Genomic DNA, 16,704 nt, shown 5'->3' on the forward strand with positions numbered 1-16,704 from the left:
ATATCGCCGATAACGTGTATAATTACGCCTCTTTGAAACAAACGCTAGGTAGTCCATGACCATTCAGAATGTAATCTGTGATATTGACGGCGTGCTGATGCACGACAACGTTGCGGTGCCAGGTGCGGCAGAATTCGTCGCGCGCGTGCTAGACAAGGGTATGCCGTTTCTCTGTCTGACCAACTACCCTTCACAGACGGGTCAGGATTTGGCGAACCGCTTCGCCACCGCAGGTATCGATGTTCCAGACAGCGTGTTTTACACCTCCGCCATGGCAACCGCTGATTTCCTGCGTCGTCAGGAAGGTAAAAAAGCGTATGTGGTTGGTGAAGGTGCGCTGATCCACGAGCTGTACAAAGCCGGCTTTACCATCACCGACGTCAACCCTGACTTTGTAATTGTGGGTGAAACCCGCTCCTTTAACTGGGACATGATGCATAAGGCGGCATTCTTCGTAGCCAATGGCGCCCGTTTTATTGCCACCAACCCAGACACGCACGGGCGCGGATACTATCCGGCTTGTGGCGCGCTTTGCGCTGGCATCGAAAAAATCTCTGGCCGTAAGCCGTTTGTCGTGGGCAAGCCAAGCCCGTGGATTATTCGCGCCGCGCTCAATAAGATGCAGGCACACTCAGAGCAAACGGTTATCGTCGGCGATAATCTTCGCACCGATATTCTGGCTGGGTTCCAGGCCGGGCTAGAAACAATTCTGGTCCTCTCTGGCGTGTCCACCGTAGATGACATCGATAATATGCCATTCAGACCCTCGTGGATTTATCCTTCGGTCGCCGAAATCGACATTATCTAAGCGAAACCACGTCCTCGGACGTGGTTTTTTAGTTTTGGCCCCTTAAAAAAATCACATCATCTAATAAAAAACGACGATTACTGAATAATCGTCAAAAACATCGCCTATACAATCACCATTTTTCAACATTCGATAACTCCTGTTGCACTTTTTATCTCTACGCGGCTAAAACGCTTGCGCCCACTCCCTCTTTGCGGCATTTTTTATCTCAACGACGGCGAATGCCGCACCATTAAAACGCACAACACCACAGGGTTAACGGAGAAGTCTATGTGTTCTATTTTCGGCGTACTGGATATTAAAACTGACGCGGGCGAGCTGCGTAAAAAGGCGCTTGAGCTCTCCCGCCTGATGCGTCACCGTGGCCCGGACTGGTCCGGTATCTACGCCTGCGACAAAGCCATTCTGGCGCATGAACGCCTGTCGATTGTTGACGTCAACGCCGGCGCTCAACCGCTATACAACGAAAAGAAAACGCACGCCTTGGCGGTCAACGGTGAAATCTACAACCACCAAGCGCTGCGCGCAGAATATGCTGACCGCTATCAGTTCCAGACCGGTTCTGACTGTGAGGTTATCCTCGCGCTGTACCAGGAAAAAGGCCCGGACTTCCTAGATGAACTGGAAGGCATGTTCGCCTTCGTCCTGTACGACAGCGAAAAAGATGCCTACCTGATTGGGCGCGATCATATCGGTATTATCCCGCTGTATATGGGCCACGACGAGTTCGGTAACTTCTATGTCGCCTCTGAAATGAAGGCGCTAACCCCGGTTTGTCGCAGCATTCAGGAATTCCCTGCAGGCAGCTACCTGTGGAGCAAAGACGGCGAAATTCGTCAGTACTACCAGCGCGATTGGTTCGACTACGACGCGGTGAAAGACAACGTCACCGACAAAAATGAACTGCGTCAGGCGCTGGAAGATTCGGTAAAAAGCCATCTGATGTCCGACGTGCCTTACGGCGTGCTGCTGTCCGGCGGTTTGGACTCTTCCGTTATCTCTGCGATTACCAAAAAATTCGCGGCACGCCGCGTGGAAGATCAGGAACGCTCAGAAGCTTGGTGGCCGCAGCTGCATTCCTTCGCCGTCGGTCTGGAAGGTTCGCCGGACCTGAAAGCCGCGCAGGAAGTCGCTAACCACCTTGGCACCGTGCACCATGAAATTCATTTCACCGTGCAGGAAGGGCTGGATGCGATTCGCGATGTGATTTACCACATCGAAACCTATGATGTGACCACCATCCGCGCTTCAACGCCGATGTACCTGATGTCGCGTAAAATCAAAGCTATGGGCATCAAAATGGTACTATCCGGCGAAGGTTCTGATGAAGTGTTTGGCGGCTACCTGTACTTCCATAAGGCGCCAAACGCCAAAGAATTGCATGAAGAGACCGTGCGTAAGCTGCAGGCGCTGCACATGTACGACTGTGCCCGTGCTAACAAAGCAATGTCCGCATGGGGCGTGGAAGCACGCGTGCCGTTCTTGGATAAAAAATTCCTCGACGTGGCGATGCGCATTAACCCGCAGGACAAAATGTGCGGCAACGGCAAAATGGAAAAACACGTGCTGCGTGAGTGCTTCGAGTCTTATCTGCCAGCAAGCGTAGCGTGGCGCCAGAAGGAGCAATTCTCCGACGGCGTGGGCTACAGCTGGATTGATACGCTGAAAGAAGTGGCGGCCAAACAGGTCACCGAGCAGCAATTGGAAACCGCGCACTTCCGTTTCCCGTACAACACGCCAACGTCTAAAGAAGGCTATCTGTACCGCGAAATCTTTGAAGAGCTGTTCCCAGTGCCAAGCGCTGCGGAATGCGTGCCGGGTGGTCCGTCCGTGGCTTGTTCTTCAGCGAAAGCGATTGAGTGGGACGAAGCGTTCAAAACGATGGATGACCCGTCAGGTCGTGCGGTCGGTGTGCACCAGTCGGCTTATAAATAAGCGCGATGGTGAGATAGAGAAAAGCCCCTCGATGGTAACATCGGGGGGCTTTTTGTTTGAGCTTGTGCACTGATTCCCCTCACCCCTGCTCTCTCCCCTGAGGGGCGAGGGAGAAAACACAGTACTGAGCAGCTCTCTCCCCTCCAAAGGCGCGAGGGAGAAAAACACCGCGCCGAACGGTCCCCTCTCCCTTTGGGAGAGGGTTAGGGTGAGGGAAAAACCTACTCCCCGCGCCCCTTCTTCGCCGCCAGCGATCGCAACAGTACCCCAAGCGTGGTGCCATTATGCAGCATCGCACTGGCACCCGGAGACAGCCAGCCCAGCGCTGCCGCCAGCATAATGGCGCTGTTGATCCACTCGGTCAGCTTGATGTTGCTATTCACCAGCTTCATCGCTTCCATCGACAGCAGTCGGGCAGTCATGACGCCGTGCAGATTATCCTGCAACAGCACCGCATCCGCCGCCTGCTGCGCAAGCTCTGTGCTCTGGTTCATGGCTAAACCAACGTCCGCCTGAGTCAGCACCGGCGCATCGTTAATACCGTCGCCCACGAACAGAACTTTGTGCCCCGCCGCCTGCAACGCCTGCACCACTTCCACTTTGCTTTCCGGCGTCGCTTCTGCGACGTATCTGTCGATCCCCACGCGCTCTGCGAGCTGGCAGGCCTTCTCAGCACGATCACCGGTCAGCAGAACAACTTGACGAATACCGTTCGCTTTCAGTTGGGCAATGACCTCGGACGCTTCTTCACGCAGATGATCCTGAAGACCGATCATCCCCACCAGTTGGTCATCAAAACCGATGAATAGCAGATGCCGTCCTTTTGCCTCCAGTTCACCGATCTCCTCTTCGTACGGCGAGAAATCAATATCGTAGTGACAATCAAGGAAGTGGCGGCTGCCAATCACCATTTGATGATCTTCCAGCGCGCAAAGCAGACCATGAGCAATCACATATTCCACCTCACCGTGTGGGATATGCGGCAGTTCATGGTGCTCTGCGGCTGCTACCACCGCGTGCGCCAGCGGATGGTTGCTGTGCTCTTCCACCGAAGCGGCAATGGCCAGCAGCCGTTTGGCCTGAACCAATTGGTCGTTGAAGCTGATGACATCCGTAACCTGCATCTCGTCGTGGGTGAGCGTACCGGTTTTATCAAACACCACGGTGTCGACATCGGCCAGTTTTTCAATCGCCCTGCCGCCTTTGAGCAGCAGCCCGTTTTGCGCTGCCCGATACATGATTGACTTAAAGGCAATCGGTGTACTGAGTTTTAGCGCGCAGGAATAGTCGACGAGGAATACCGATGCCAGTCGCTCCCAGCTACGAGTCATGGCAAATACCGCTGCGCCCACGCCAAGGGTAATGGCGACCCGGCGGTCGGCCATTTGTTGCGTCACCTGTTGGGTTTCGCTGCGCTGGGTTAACGAATCGCGAATAAAGCGGCGGATATGCGCGGTAGAAGAAGATTCCCCCACCTGCTCGGCGGTAATCGCGACGTTCCCATCCTGGATTTGCGTACCTGCATATACCCAAGATCCCGCCTCACGGCGCACCGGCACGCTTTCTCCGGTCATCGAAGCTTGGTTTACCTGCGCCACGCCGCGCAGCACCGTACCGTCTGCCGGAATATTATCGCCCGGCCCCAGCAGCATGACGTCACCCGCCACCAGCTCGCTGCTGTTGATCTCAACGCTGTTACCGTCGCGTTCAACCCACACAGGATGCTCGCGAGGCTGCATCAGATCGGCCAGCAGGGCGTCGGAGTGACGGCTAGTTTCCTGCTCCATATATTCGCCAAGCGTCAGCAGCGACTGAGTCAACATGGCGGTACGGCTGTCACCGCGCAGCATCGACAGACTCAGTGCAAGTGCATCCAGCACTTCAACCTTGAGCTGACCTTGGCTCAGCGTATGCGCCCCTTCCACAATGGTCGGTGCCGTCAGCAACGCCGCAGGCAGTCGCGCCCAGCGAGGCGGCAGTATCTGCGTCAGCGCCAAGCCGGCAAGATTGAGCAGGTTGTCACCGCCGCAGTACTCGGTTTCAAATTCAATATCGTTCGCCGTTTGCCAATCCAGTGCTTCTACCGCTGCCACAATATCCGTCACCACGGTACGAGCACGATCCCACTGAATCACCACGCTGCGCGCAGAAGGACGGATACGTACACCGCTGACGCCGGGGAAGGTCAAGATCTGCTGTTTCAGCCATCCCGCGGCATCGGGATAATCCGCCAGCACGGCTATCCGCAGGCGCACACGTCCGGGGATCTGGTGAACGATAACCACACGTTCGCCGACACCACTCACGCGATATCATCCTTATTCTGGCTGCGGTAGTAATCGACTTCGGCCTGCAGATCGGCCACACGCTCCTTCAGCTCTTCCATTTCACCGCGCACGGTGCCCCACGCTTTGGTTGCGGTGTTGCTGATCCCCTGCTGTACATTGTGGTTGCTGAGCAAATAGGCGATCGCAGCTCCGGCAACCAGACCGGTGATCAGATGATTACGACCGTTGGCTGCCGCAGGCGCTTGAACCGGCATCGCAGCCGGATTCGGCTGCCACATGCCGGTATAGGGGTTGTATAGGTACTCAGGCTGATTCATTCTTTCCTCGCTTAGCTAACGCGTCCATAAGATAAAGAGAAGCGGCGCCAACCCCGATGATGGTCAATACTGATTCGAGCGGACGTCCCTTATTGGCGTCCGCAATTGCCATCACCGTGCCGCTGATAAGGCTGGCCTTTGCCGTTTCCTTCATCACCGTACAGGCGGCTTCATTGAGCGTTTGTTCGCTCTGCTGATAGCGCTGCCATTCACGCAGACAGGCAGTGCTTCCCCCGACCAGTGCACCGGCTACTGCGGCGCGACTGACCCGGCTGTTTCTGTCACGATTGTTGTTCATCCGCGACTTCCTCATCGTCAAACGGCATGGCTGCTGGCTGGCGATGGCGCTCTACGGACTCTTGGAAACCGTCTTTTCCGGCCTTCACAGTGTCACGGAAGATAGCCGCGCTAGAGGTGGCGGTTTCTTTAATCGCTTCAGAGCCGTTTTTCACGCCATCTTTTACTTTGCTGGAACCGGCCTTCAGCATGTCGCCTGCTCCTGCCAGCGTCTGCATCAGCATGCCGCGTACGGAATCATTGGTCAGCAGCAGCGTGACGGCAGCACCGACCATCGCACCTTTCCAGAATTCTTTATCGTCCATACCGACGGTACTGATGATATTTTTCAGCAGCCCTGCCTGTTCACCCATCGCGCCGTCAACTACGTGCTGTGCGTACTGGCTCCAGTCCACGCCCTGAGCGGCGGCATGATGATGATGCTGGTGATGAGGTTGGGCAAACTGAGGAGGCACGCCGCCCTGCGGGAAGCCCATCGGCGGGAAACCCATCGCCATTTGCGGTGGCATCTGCATCTGAGGCTGTGGCGGAACCTGCGGTTGAGCGGGCATCTGACCGTTCTGCGGCCATGCCATACCCTGCGGCATCGGCGGGTACGGATACCATGGGTAGCCGTATGGTGGGTAGTAGCCTGCCGGCGGCATCTGCTGTGCGTTAGTGTCGTTAGTGCTCATGGTGGATTGTCCTTTTTATCTAGTGAGAGGGGTCAAGAATCACGGCGAGTTGTTCCAGCGCGCGCTGCGCCTGTTCGCCATCATTGCCAAACAGCTGGTTTAAAATCTGTGGGGCAATGGCTGCGGCATCGTATTCAAGGACGATGGAGCCGCTGTCGCTATTGATCTGATAACGCCGGAGGTACCCTTCAGGGTGACAGTAAGCATCAAGCTGCTTGAGCTTGCCGTGGCTGAGGCTGAGGCTGGCGATGAGCTTATTAGAGAAACGCAGGCGTAAACGCCCAGGTATGTGATGCGCCACTTCAACAAAACGGCGCAGCGTCAGTAAATCGCCAAAGGATTCGGCAGGCATATCATTAATACCCAGATATTTATTGGTGATATTAATGAAATCACAGATGTAGAGCGTCAGACAGCGCTAATCGACCTTCTTTTGCGATGTATCAAAGGCCAGCGCGCGATTCTTTTTTGCGCTGCGTGCGGTGAGCGCTGGACATGGGTGTAATGCAAATATAAATTACTCTCATTATTACTACATAAGTAAAATGAGGCGGCTATGACTCCTTACCTGCACCAGACCCCCAATCGCATTCGTATTCGTTCCAGCTGGATCCAGCGCAATCCGCAGGACGTTTCACGTCTTATTGAAACACTGCGTGGCCGTGATGGAATTAATGAAATCGTCCATCGTCTCTATGCCGGATCGGTCGCTATCACTTTCGATCCCGCGCGCGTTTCAGCCAGTGGACTGCTCACACAGTTAGAACAAGCACAGTGGCTCAGCAGCCAGAAAGATAAAAGCTATATAGAGAACACCCTACGCGTTGGCGCCGGCCATTTGTTGAAAACGCTGGCTTTTGGTGCATTAAAGCGTACAGTCGGTGGCCCGGTGGTTTCCATCGTCAGCGTACTCACCCGATAACCCTGCTTTGATTCAGGGTGTTACTTGTGCTCTGAATAACGGTAAATAACCAATAATTGCCGATTATTGCACCATGCTGTTCGCAACCTAACCAAACAGTCACATTCCAGTGAATTTCATTGAAAAAGGTGTTGACGGTATTGGGCTCAATACGCATAATGCGCCCCGCAACGCCGATAAGGTAGCGCGAAAAAAAAGATGGCTACGTAGCTCAGTTGGTTAGAGCACATCACTCATAATGATGGGGTCACAGGTTCGAATCCCGTCGTAGCCACCATCTTTTTTTGCGGGAGTGGCGAAATTGGTAGACGCACCAGATTTAGGTTCTGGCGCCGCAAGGTGTACGAGTTCAAGTCTCGTCTCCCGCACCATTCACCCAGCGTTGCACGGATGGGGTATCGCCAAGCGGTAAGGCACCGGTTTTTGATACCGGCATTCCCTGGTTCGAATCCAGGTACCCCAGCCATTTTTTCTTCGATATTTGCGGATTACCGCGACGGTATTGGGGTATCGCCAAGCGGTAAGGCACCGGTTTTTGATACCGGCATTCCCTGGTTCGAATCCAGGTACCCCAGCCATCGAAGAAAAAACAGTAGTATCGGCTACGTAGCTCAGTTGGTTAGAGCACATCACTCATAATGATGGGGTCACAGGTTCGAATCCCGTCGTAGCCACCAAATTTAGAAATTATCGAGTTAATCGGTAAATTCAAAAAGAATTGTTGGGGTATCGCCAAGCGGTAAGGCTCTGGTTTCTGATACCAGCATTCCGAGGTTCGAATCCTCGTACCCCAGCCAATTTCAAAAGTCGTTTGCTTTAGTGAACGCAACCCGTTGGGGTATCGCCAAGCGGTAAGGCTCTGGTTTCTGATACCAGCATTCCGAGGTTCGAATCCTCGTACCCCAGCCATTTTCAAAAGCTCGCTTCGGCGAGCTTTTTTGTTTTTGTCCTGACTGTATTGTTTGCCCGATAACGCTAGGCTAATCGGGCAAACGACAATGAAACCGGCGTTACCCGGCAATAGATGAACTACAGCCCCAGCGCGTACTTCAACGCTTGACGTTTCAACACACCGGCACGCTGTGCCGCCATCAGCCCGATGTTACGCAGCACACGTAATGGTGCCAAATCGTTACTGAATCCAGCATAGAAAAGATCCATGCCGCTTTGCATGGCTAAGTTATCCATCCGGCGACGCGCCTGATAGCGTTGCAGCACAGGCAGGCTTGCCCAGTTTTCTCCCACGCTGCGCGCACTTGCTAAGACATCCAGCAGCGCATCAACGTCACGATAGCCTAAATTGACGCCCTGCCCGGCCAGCGGATGAATGGTGTGCGCGGCGTCGCCGACCAGCACCAGCCCCGGTTGCACATACTGCTGCGCATGGCGGCGTGTCAACGGGAATGCCCCGGCCGCCACTGGCGTGACCTGGCCTAAACGTTCCGGGAAATGGGCGGCAATCTCGCGCTGCAGCTGAGGCATTGAAAGCGACTGCAATTGGCGAATTCGCGCCGGTGTGTCATACCACACCAGTGAGGCCCAGTTGTCGAACAGCGGTAAAAAAGCTCGCGGGCCGGTTGGTGAAAACTGCTGCCAGGTGCTGTCACCGGGTTCGTTTTCGGACTTGACGGTGATGAGCATACAAGACTGCGGATATTGCCAGCCGTGAATACCGATGCCGGCCTGCTGACGAACCTGTGACGTTGCGCCATCCGCACCTACCACCAGCTTCGCATGAATTTCGCTAGCATCAGCCAAGCGTAAAATTTGGCCTTCGCCTGCTGAGTGCATTTTTTCTAGAGAGATTCCGTGGCGAAGTACCACCTGCGGATGCGCCTCCAGCGCCTGCCAAAGCGCCAGTTGCAGCACGTTATTTTCAACCATATAGCCCAAGTTGGGCAGTTTCAGTTCGCTGGCATCAAACACCACGTGCGCATTCTGCCACTCCCAGGTTTCCAGACTGCGCCACGGATGAGCCCGCATCGCGAGCACGGCGTCCCAGACGCCAAGGCTTTTCAATAAGGAGACGGAAGACGCGCTGATTGCCGAGATCCGCACATCGGGGGGCGCCAAGGACTCAAAGGCCGGTGGCGCGTTTTTTTCCAACACCACAACCGTAAAACCATGTTGCGCCAGCCCCAACGCCAGCGCCCCGCCAACCATTCCGCCGCCAACGACGGCAACATCCGCATGAAGAATTGTCATCATCTATTATCCTTAAGCCTGAATTATTCCAGTTTACCGGACTTTTTCGGACTTGAGGCTAATAACCGTCACTCTGGTCACAACCTCGCCAAAGCATTACAATACGCGCCCTGCAATGTTGGCTATTCATAATTAAGCAAGAGCATGTCGATGACAAAAAAACTCCATATAAAAACCTGGGGCTGTCAGATGAACGAGTACGATTCATCAAAGATGGCCGATCTGCTGGATGCTACGCATGGGTATCAACTGACTGAAAACGCAGCAGAAGCCGATGTGCTGCTGCTGAATACTTGCTCAATCCGTGAGAAAGCCCAGGAAAAAGTCTTCCACCTGTTAGGTCGCTGGAAATTACTTAAAGCAAAAAATCCAAAGATCATTATTGGCGTTGGCGGCTGTGTTGCCTCCCAAGAAGGAAAACTGATCCGCCAGCGTGCGCACTATGTGGATATCGTTTTTGGCCCACAGACTCTGCACCGTCTGCCGGAGATGATTGATGCGGTGCGCAATAACCGCCGCCCGGTAGTCGACGTGAGCTTCCCGGAAATCGAGAAATTCGATCGCCTACCGGAACCCCGTGCTGACGGCCCAACGGCTTTTGTCTCCATCATGGAAGGCTGTAACAAGTACTGCACTTACTGTGTTGTCCCGTACACCCGCGGTGAAGAAGTTAGCCGTCCGTGCGACGATATCTTGTTTGAAATCGCGCAACTGGCAGCTCAGGGCGTACGTGAAGTCAACCTGCTGGGGCAAAACGTTAACGCTTGGCGCGGTGAAAACTACGACGGTACCACGGGTTCGTTCGCCGAACTGCTGCGCCTAGTCGCCGCTATTGACGGTATTGACCGCGTGCGTTTCACCACCAGCCACCCTATTGAGTTTACCGACGATATTATCGATGTTTATCGCGATACACCGGAGCTGGTGAGCTTCCTGCACCTGCCAATCCAGAGCGGTTCCGACCGGGTTCTGACGATGATGGGCCGCACCCACACCGCGCTGGAATACAAATCGACTATCCGCAAGCTGCTCAAAGCGCGCCCGGATATCCAGATTAGCTCCGACTTTATCGTCGGCTTCCCTGGTGAAACCGACCAAGATTTCGAGCAGACGATGAAGCTGATTGCCGACGTCAATATGGACGTGAGCTACAGCTTTGTCTTCTCCGCGCGTCCTGGCACACCGGCTGCCGATATGATTGACGACGTGCCGGAAGCGGATAAAAAGCAGCGTCTGTATATTCTGCAGGAACGTCTCAACCAGCAGGCGATGGCTTGGAGTCGTCGTATGCTCGGCACCGTCCAGCGCATCCTAGTGGAAGGGACTTCTCGCAAGAGCATCATGGAACTGACCGGGCGTACCGAAAATAACCGCGTGGTGAACTTTGAAGGCACCCCGGATTTAGTCGGTAAGTTCGTTGACGTTGAAATTCTTGACGTTTATACCAACTCGCTGCGCGGCAAACTGGTACGAACCGAAGAAGAGATGGGGCTGCGTACCGTCGAATCCCCAGAGTCGGTTATTGCGCGTACCCGCAAAGAAAGCGATTCTGGCGTCGGAATTTATCAGCCTTAATCATCATGGCCCGTCTTCTCCGGCGGGCCTTGTATTTCCTCCTGCTATCCCCATATTTGTTGCAATGCTTGCGCCTTTTTACAACGGCGTGAATAATTCCTTTATCAGCCGGTAACTGCTTGTCTTCCGGCAACTCACGCATAAGAGGAACAGTTTGAACATAGACACTCGCGAAATTACCCTGGAGCCAGTCGACAATGCCCGTCTGCTGAGCCTGTGTGGCCCGTTTGATGACAATATCAAACAGCTGGAGCGACGACTGGGCATCGAAATCAACCGCCGCGATAACCATTTCAAACTGACGGGACGCGCTATCTGCGTGACCGCCGCTGCCGATATTTTGCGCAGCCTGTATGTTGATACGGCACCAATGCGCGGCCAGATTCAGGACATTGAGCCTGAACAAATCCATTTGGCCATCAAAGAAGCACGTGTGCTGGAACAAAGCGCAGAAAGCGTGCCTGATTACGGCAAAGCCATCAATATCAAAACCAAGCGCGGTGTTATCAAGCCACGTACGCCGAACCAAGCGCAGTACATCGCCCATATTCTTGACCACGATATCACCTTCGGCGTGGGCCCCGCGGGGACCGGTAAAACGTATCTGGCTGTGGCTGCTGCGGTAGATGCGCTGGAACGTCAGGAAATTCGCCGTATCCTGCTGACCCGCCCTGCGGTCGAAGCCGGTGAAAAACTGGGCTTCCTGCCGGGCGATCTGAGTCAGAAGGTGGACCCGTATCTGCGCCCTTTGTATGACGCGCTGTTCGAGATGCTCGGTTTTGAGAAGGTAGAGAAACTGATTGAGCGCAATGTCATTGAAGTCGCGCCGCTGGCCTACATGCGCGGCCGTACGCTCAACGATGCCTTTATTATTCTCGATGAAAGCCAGAACACCACTATCGAACAGATGAAGATGTTCCTGACGCGTATTGGATTTAACTCGAAAGCGGTCATCACCGGCGACATCACCCAGATTGACCTGCCGCGTAGCACCAAGTCCGGCCTTCGCCACGCCATTGAAGTGCTGGCTGAAGTCGATGAAATTAGCTTTAACTTCTTCCACAGCGAAGACGTCGTGCGCCACCCGGTGGTTGCCCGTATCGTCAACGCCTATGAAGCATGGGAAGAAGCCGATCAAAAACGTAAAGCCGAGCAGGCCGCAGAACGTAAACGCGAAGCTCAGGCGCAGGAGCAGAAATGAGTCAGGTGATCCTCGATCTCCAGTTGGCCTGTGAAGACAACACCGGTCTGCCAGAAGAAAGTCAGTTCCAGAAGTGGCTTGATGCCGTGGTTCCACAGTTCCAGGAAGAGTCAGAAGTGACGATTCGTCTGGTCGATACGGCAGAAAGCCACGAGCTCAACCTGACCTATCGTGGGATGGATAAACCGACTAACGTCCTCTCCTTCCCTTTCGAAGCGCCACCGGGAATGGAACTGCCGCTGCTGGGCGATCTGATTATCTGCCGCCAGGTCGTTGAGCGGGAAGCCAAAGAGCAGGGCGTGTCGCTGGACGCCCACTGGGCGCATATGGTTGTCCACGGCAGCCTGCATTTGCTGGGCTATGACCATATCGAAGATGAAGAAGCGGAAGAGATGGAAAGCCTCGAGACAGAGATAATGCTTGCTCTAGGCTATGAGGATCCGTACATTTCCGAGAAAGAATAAAACGTCGGGCTTCGGCCCGATTCTTTTACATGCCGTCCGGCGCTGAATTTACGCGCGACGAGCGACAATTAATCCAATATGAGAACCCAAACGACGCCATGAGCGACGACAATTCACACAGTAGTGACACAGTAAACAGCAAAAAGGGATTCTTCTCCCTCTTACTCAGCCAGCTCTTTCACGGTGAACCAAAAAACCGTGACGACCTCTTGGCGCTGATCCGTGATTCCGGGCAGAACGAGCTTATCGATGAAGATACGCGCGACATGCTCGAAGGGGTAATGGATATCGCCGACCAGCGCGTCCGCGACATCATGATCCCCCGCTCTCAGATGATCACCCTGAAACGCAACCAGACCTTGGACGAATGTCTCGATGTCATCATTGAGTCCGCCCACTCGCGTTTCCCGGTTATCAGCGAAGACAAGGATCACATTGAAGGGATCCTCATGGCTAAGGACCTGCTGCCGTTTATGCGCAGCGATTCCGAAGCTTTTAGCATGGATAAAGTGTTACGCACCGCGGTTGTCGTGCCGGAAAGCAAACGGGTTGACCGGATGCTCAAGGAGTTCCGCTCCCAGCGCTACCATATGGCCATCGTTATCGATGAGTTTGGCGGCGTCTCGGGTCTGGTGACGATTGAAGATATTCTCGAACTGATTGTTGGGGAAATTGAAGACGAGTATGACGAAGAGGACGATATCGACTTCCGTCAGCTCAGTCGTCACACCTGGACGGTACGTGCGCTGGCGTCTATTGAAGACTTCAACGACGCGTTTAGCACCCACTTCAGTGATGAAGAAGTCGATACTATCGGCGGTCTGGTGATGCAGGCCTTTGGCCATCTGCCGGCTCGCGGTGAGACCATCGACATCGATGGTTACCAGTTTAAGGTAGCCATGGCGGATAGCCGTCGTATTATTCAGGTTCACGTTAAAATCCCAGACGATTCCCCACAACCGAAACTGGATGAATAATTTTCATGGCATTTGCCTCATTGCTTGAACGCCAGCGCATTCGTCTGCTGCTGGCGCTACTTTTCGGAGCCAGCGGAACGCTGGCTTTTTCTCCCTATGACTTTTGGCCTGCAGCGATCATCTCGCTGTTAGGCCTGCAGGCTCTGACGCTAAACCGTCGTCCGGTGCAGGCTGCCGCTATCGGCTATGCCTGGGGCTTTGGGCTTTTCGGCACCGGCATCAACTGGGTTTACGTCAGCATCGCGCAGTTTGGCGGTATGCCGGGTCCAGTTAACGTTTTCCTCGTTGTCCTCCTTGCGGCTTACCTGTCGCTGTATACCGGTCTGTTCGCGGGAATTTTGTCACGCCTGTGGCCGAAAACCGACTGGATGCGCGTGGCAATTGCCGCTCCTGTCGTCTGGCAACTCACCGAGTTCCTACGCGGCTGGGTGCTGACCGGTTTCCCGTGGTTGCAGTTCGGCTATAGCCAAATTGACGGCCCGTTAAAAGGGCTGGCGCCGGTAATGGGCGTTGGGGCCATTAACTTCCTGCTGATGGCGGTAAGCGGCCTGTTGGCGCTGGCACTGGTCACCCGCAACTGGCGTCCGCTGGCGGTTGGCGTAGTGCTATTCGCTCTGCCCTTCCCGCTGCGCTACATCCAGTGGTACACGCTGCAGACGGACAAAACCACCCAAGTTTCGATGGTGCAGGGTGATATTCCTCAGGCTATGAAGTGGAACGAAAATGAACTGCTGAACACGCTGAGGATCTACCTCGACGAGACCGAAAAGGTGATGGGCAAATCGCAGCTGATTATCTGGCCTGAATCAGCGATTCCAGACCTAGAAATAAATCAACAGCGTTTCCTCAGCATGATGGATGATTTACTACGGGCAAAAGACAGCACGCTGATTACCGGTATCGTCGATGCGCGCCTGAACAAGCAGAATCGCTACGACACCTACAACACGATAATCACGCTGGGCAAAGACAGTCCGTACAGTTACGAGTCCGCAAACCGCTATAACAAAAACCATCTGGTGCCGTTTGGCGAGTTTGTGCCGCTAGAGTCGATTCTCCGTCCGCTGGCGCCATTCTTCGATCTGCCGATGTCGTCCTTTAGCCGTGGGCCGTACGTTCAGCCGCAGCTACAAGCGCATAATCTGAAGCTGACCGCCGCTATCTGCTACGAGATTATTCTCGGCCAACAGGTGCGCGACAACTTCCGTCCGGATACCAACTTCCTGCTGACCATTTCTAACGATGCTTGGTTTGGCAAATCCATCGGCCCGTGGCAGCATTTCCAGATGGCACGTATGCGTGCGCTGGAGCTGGCTCGTCCGCTGCTGCGTAGCACCAACAACGGCATTACCGCCGTGATTGGCCCGCGCGGTGAAGTTCAGGCAATGATCCCGCAGTTTACCCGCCAAGTGCTGACCGCGAAGGTGACGCCAACCACGGGATTAACGCCGTATGCGCGCACCGGTGACTGGTCCTTGTGGCTGATAACTCTGCTGTTTGGCTTTGGCGCGCTGGTGATGAGCCTGCGTCAACGACGCCGCTAATCATCTACCTGTAGGCCGGAAAAGGCGGTACGCCGCCATCCGGCAGTTATGCTTATCGTGCCTGATGGCGCTTTGCTTATCAGGCCTACGAGATCTTTCCTACTCGCCCTCTCCCGCCAAAAGCCCACTCTGGCACGCCACTTGCTTAATATTATCAAGACGCGGAATAGCGCAACTCAGTTGCACCATCAAAAGACATCGGTAGCACCATAATCGTGCAAACGGTATTTTTTGCCTCAATGCGGTGCGGCGCAGTTCGCAAAAATAAACAATATGGCAGCAAAATCTTTACATTAAGCCAAACTAAATGCTAACAAACACACATAACGCTGCTATTTAAAAGTGCAGCCTATAACAACACGACATTCACAATGGGTATCAATGCATCATTACCGATGCAGAGGATAAAGGAGTTGGAAATGCAATTACGTAAACTGGCCGCCGCCATGCTGGTCATGGGTGTCACCGCAGGTCTGGCGCATGCGGAAGATGCGAAGCCAGCAGCCGATGCCGCACAGCAGCAATCGACTCTGGATAAAATTGCCAAAAACGGCGTGATCGTTGTCGGTCACCGCGAGTCTTCCGTACCGTTCTCCTATTATGACAACGAGCAAAAAGTGGTCGGTTACTCACAGGACTACTCCAACGCCATCGTTGACGCTATCAAGAAAAAGCTCAACAACCCGAAACTGGAAGTGAAGCTGATTCCTATCACTTCACAGAACCGCATTCCGCTGCTGCAAAACGGCACCTTTGATTTCGAATGTGGTTCTACCACCAACAACGTTGAGCGCCAGAAACAAGCCGCGTTCTCTGACACCATTTTTGTCGTCGGCACCCGTCTGCTGGCTAAAAAAGGCGGCGCGATTAAAGATTTCGCCGATCTGAAAGACAAAGCGGTAGTCGTGACCTCTGGCACCACCTCTGAAATTCTGCTGCACAAGCTCAATGACGAACAAAAAATGAATATGCGCATCATCAGCGCTAAAGACCACGGGGACTCCTTCCGTACGCTGGAAAGTGGTCGTGCCGTCGCCTTTATGATGGATGATGCTCTGCTGGCGGGTGAACGTGCGAAAGCCAAGAAGCCGGACAACTGGGAGATCGTCGGCAAGCCGCAATCTCAAGAAGCCTACGGCTGTATGCTGCGTAAAAACGACCCAGACTTTAAAAAGCTGATGGATGACACCATCGCTCAGGCGCAGACCTCAGGTGAAGCGACCAAGTGGTTTGATAAATGGTTCAAAAACCCAATTCCACCGAAAAACCTGAACATGAACTTCGAGCTGTCTGAAGAGATGAAAACGCTGTTCAAAACGCCAAATGACAAAGCACTTAACTAATTAAAAAAACAGGGCGGAATAATCTGCCCTCTCGATTGTCGCTCAGCACGGACAGACTATAAGTCAGGTGGTCGTTCCCCACCTGGCCTGAATACCGCAAAACGCTGTTCTACAATCTTCGAGGGTAGCAGGAGTCCTGCTACCCTTTTTTTTT

General features: G+C 54.0%; 15 protein-coding genes and 7 tRNA genes. 16 read left to right on the forward strand and 6 right to left on the reverse strand.

Annotated elements, in window-relative coordinates; all coding sequences use genetic code 11:
* Window positions 1-55: 55 nt before the first annotated feature.
* Together AB4K05_RS04705 and asnB are read left to right on the forward strand one after the other, a co-directional pair.
* Window positions 56-808 (forward strand): HAD-IIA family hydrolase, encoded by a 753-nt coding sequence (locus tag AB4K05_RS04705; protein WP_368478850.1) that lies wholly within the window; start codon window positions 56-58, stop codon window positions 806-808.
* Between the two features lie 270 nt (window positions 809-1,078).
* On the forward strand, window positions 1,079-2,743 hold the full coding sequence (gene asnB, locus AB4K05_RS04710) for an asparagine synthase B (protein WP_368478851.1): 1,665 nt from the start codon (window positions 1,079-1,081) through the stop codon (window positions 2,741-2,743).
* A 221-nt stretch (window positions 2,744-2,964) separates the two neighbouring features.
* Here the strand turns inward: asnB and AB4K05_RS04715 are convergent, their stop codons facing one another.
* The 5 genes from AB4K05_RS04715 to AB4K05_RS04735 are packed head-to-tail and all read right to left on the reverse strand — an operon-like array spanning window position 2,965 to window position 6,671.
* A complete protein-coding gene (locus AB4K05_RS04715; RefSeq protein ID WP_368478852.1) occupies window positions 2,965-5,049 on the reverse strand; it encodes a heavy metal translocating P-type ATPase in 2,085 nt (694 codons plus the stop codon).
* Window positions 5,046-5,348: a YtxH domain-containing protein gene (locus AB4K05_RS04720; protein ID WP_368478853.1), complete on the reverse strand. Its 303-nt coding sequence runs from the start codon at window positions 5,346-5,348 to the stop codon at window positions 5,046-5,048. Before AB4K05_RS04720 ends, AB4K05_RS04715 begins: the two co-directional genes overlap by 4 nt.
* Window positions 5,335-5,646: a hypothetical protein gene (locus AB4K05_RS04725; RefSeq protein ID WP_368478854.1), complete on the reverse strand. Its 312-nt coding sequence runs from the start codon at window positions 5,644-5,646 to the stop codon at window positions 5,335-5,337. The genes AB4K05_RS04720 and AB4K05_RS04725 overlap by 14 nt, the downstream gene beginning before the upstream one ends.
* A complete protein-coding gene (locus AB4K05_RS04730) occupies window positions 5,630-6,319 on the reverse strand; it encodes a hypothetical protein (protein WP_368478855.1) in 690 nt (229 codons plus the stop codon). Before AB4K05_RS04730 ends, AB4K05_RS04725 begins: the two co-directional genes overlap by 17 nt.
* A 19-nt stretch (window positions 6,320-6,338) precedes the next feature.
* Window positions 6,339-6,671, reverse strand: a complete 333-nt coding sequence (locus tag AB4K05_RS04735; protein ID WP_368478856.1) for an HMA2 domain-containing protein — start codon at window positions 6,669-6,671, stop codon at window positions 6,339-6,341.
* Window positions 6,672-6,875: 204 nt separating this feature from the next.
* Here AB4K05_RS04735 and AB4K05_RS04740 point away from each other — a divergent pair, with 204 nt between their 5' ends.
* The 8 genes from AB4K05_RS04740 to AB4K05_RS04775 all read left to right on the forward strand — a co-directional run bounded on the left by AB4K05_RS04740 (window position 6,876) and on the right by AB4K05_RS04775 (window position 8,150).
* Window positions 6,876-7,241, forward strand: a complete 366-nt coding sequence (locus AB4K05_RS04740; RefSeq protein WP_368478857.1) for a hypothetical protein — start codon at window positions 6,876-6,878, stop codon at window positions 7,239-7,241.
* Window positions 7,242-7,441: 200 nt separating this feature from the next.
* Window positions 7,442-7,518 (forward strand) — tRNA-Met (locus tag AB4K05_RS04745).
* Between the two features lie 9 nt (window positions 7,519-7,527).
* Window positions 7,528-7,612: transfer RNA gene (locus tag AB4K05_RS04750), tRNA-Leu, on the forward strand.
* A gap of 20 nt (window positions 7,613-7,632) precedes the next feature.
* A tRNA-Gln gene (locus AB4K05_RS04755) sits at window positions 7,633-7,707 on the forward strand.
* A 37-nt stretch (window positions 7,708-7,744) separates the two neighbouring features.
* A tRNA-Gln gene (locus AB4K05_RS04760) sits at window positions 7,745-7,819 on the forward strand.
* 22 nt (window positions 7,820-7,841) lie between these two features.
* A tRNA-Met gene (locus AB4K05_RS04765) sits at window positions 7,842-7,918 on the forward strand.
* A 45-nt stretch (window positions 7,919-7,963) separates the two neighbouring features.
* Window positions 7,964-8,038: transfer RNA gene (locus AB4K05_RS04770), tRNA-Gln, on the forward strand.
* Between the two features lie 37 nt (window positions 8,039-8,075).
* Window positions 8,076-8,150: transfer RNA gene (locus AB4K05_RS04775), tRNA-Gln, on the forward strand.
* 120 nt (window positions 8,151-8,270) lie between these two features.
* Here AB4K05_RS04775 and ubiF read toward each other — a convergent pair.
* Entirely contained in the window at window positions 8,271-9,446 is a 1,176-nt protein-coding gene (gene ubiF, locus AB4K05_RS04780; protein WP_368479164.1) for a 3-demethoxyubiquinol 3-hydroxylase, read from the reverse strand.
* 150 nt (window positions 9,447-9,596) lie between these two features.
* Between ubiF and miaB the strand changes: the two genes are divergently transcribed.
* From miaB to AB4K05_RS04810, 6 genes are all read left to right on the forward strand, one after another.
* Window positions 9,597-11,021: a tRNA (N6-isopentenyl adenosine(37)-C2)-methylthiotransferase MiaB gene (miaB, locus tag AB4K05_RS04785; RefSeq protein ID WP_368478858.1), complete on the forward strand. Its 1,425-nt coding sequence runs from the start codon at window positions 9,597-9,599 to the stop codon at window positions 11,019-11,021.
* 154 nt (window positions 11,022-11,175) lie between these two features.
* Window positions 11,176-12,222: a PhoH family protein gene (locus AB4K05_RS04790; RefSeq protein ID WP_368478859.1), complete on the forward strand. Its 1,047-nt coding sequence runs from the start codon at window positions 11,176-11,178 to the stop codon at window positions 12,220-12,222.
* Window positions 12,219-12,686: an rRNA maturation RNase YbeY gene (ybeY, locus tag AB4K05_RS04795; RefSeq protein ID WP_368478860.1), complete on the forward strand. Its 468-nt coding sequence runs from the start codon at window positions 12,219-12,221 to the stop codon at window positions 12,684-12,686. Before AB4K05_RS04790 ends, ybeY begins: the two co-directional genes overlap by 4 nt.
* Before the next feature lie 98 nt (window positions 12,687-12,784).
* Window positions 12,785-13,663: a CNNM family magnesium/cobalt transport protein CorC gene (gene corC / locus AB4K05_RS04800; RefSeq protein WP_166515079.1), complete on the forward strand. Its 879-nt coding sequence runs from the start codon at window positions 12,785-12,787 to the stop codon at window positions 13,661-13,663.
* 5 nt (window positions 13,664-13,668) lie between these two features.
* On the forward strand, window positions 13,669-15,207 hold the full coding sequence (gene lnt / locus AB4K05_RS04805) for an apolipoprotein N-acyltransferase (RefSeq protein WP_368478861.1): 1,539 nt from the start codon (window positions 13,669-13,671) through the stop codon (window positions 15,205-15,207).
* A gap of 419 nt (window positions 15,208-15,626) precedes the next feature.
* A complete protein-coding gene (locus tag AB4K05_RS04810; RefSeq protein WP_368478862.1) occupies window positions 15,627-16,550 on the forward strand; it encodes an amino acid ABC transporter substrate-binding protein in 924 nt (307 codons plus the stop codon).
* Window positions 16,551-16,704 lie beyond the last annotated feature (154 nt).

The sequence above is a fragment of the Kluyvera sp. STS39-E genome (assembly GCF_040932435.1).
Lineage (GTDB): Bacteria > Pseudomonadota > Gammaproteobacteria > Enterobacterales > Enterobacteriaceae > Kluyvera.

Coding starts and splice junctions, on each gene's coding strand:
- AB4K05_RS04735 (WP_368478856.1), bottom strand. CDS start 6,671: ATGCCTGCCGAATCCTTTGGCGATTTACTGACGCTGCGCCGTTTTGTT.
- AB4K05_RS04740 (WP_368478857.1), top strand. CDS start 6,876: ATGACTCCTTACCTGCACCAGACCCCCAATCGCATTCGTATTCGTTCC.
- AB4K05_RS04810 (WP_368478862.1), top strand. CDS start 15,627: ATGCAATTACGTAAACTGGCCGCCGCCATGCTGGTCATGGGTGTCACC.
- corC (WP_166515079.1), top strand. CDS start 12,785: ATGAGCGACGACAATTCACACAGTAGTGACACAGTAAACAGCAAAAAG.
- ybeY (WP_368478860.1), top strand. CDS start 12,219: ATGAGTCAGGTGATCCTCGATCTCCAGTTGGCCTGTGAAGACAACACC.
- lnt (WP_368478861.1), top strand. CDS start 13,669: ATGGCATTTGCCTCATTGCTTGAACGCCAGCGCATTCGTCTGCTGCTG.
- asnB (WP_368478851.1), top strand. CDS start 1,079: ATGTGTTCTATTTTCGGCGTACTGGATATTAAAACTGACGCGGGCGAG.
- miaB (WP_368478858.1), top strand. CDS start 9,597: ATGACAAAAAAACTCCATATAAAAACCTGGGGCTGTCAGATGAACGAG.
- AB4K05_RS04725 (WP_368478854.1), bottom strand. CDS start 5,646: ATGAACAACAATCGTGACAGAAACAGCCGGGTCAGTCGCGCCGCAGTA.
- AB4K05_RS04720 (WP_368478853.1), bottom strand. CDS start 5,348: ATGAATCAGCCTGAGTACCTATACAACCCCTATACCGGCATGTGGCAG.
- ubiF (WP_368479164.1), bottom strand. CDS start 9,446: ATGACAATTCTTCATGCGGATGTTGCCGTCGTTGGCGGCGGAATGGTT.
- AB4K05_RS04705 (WP_368478850.1), top strand. CDS start 56: ATGACCATTCAGAATGTAATCTGTGATATTGACGGCGTGCTGATGCAC.
- AB4K05_RS04730 (WP_368478855.1), bottom strand. CDS start 6,319: ATGAGCACTAACGACACTAACGCACAGCAGATGCCGCCGGCAGGCTAC.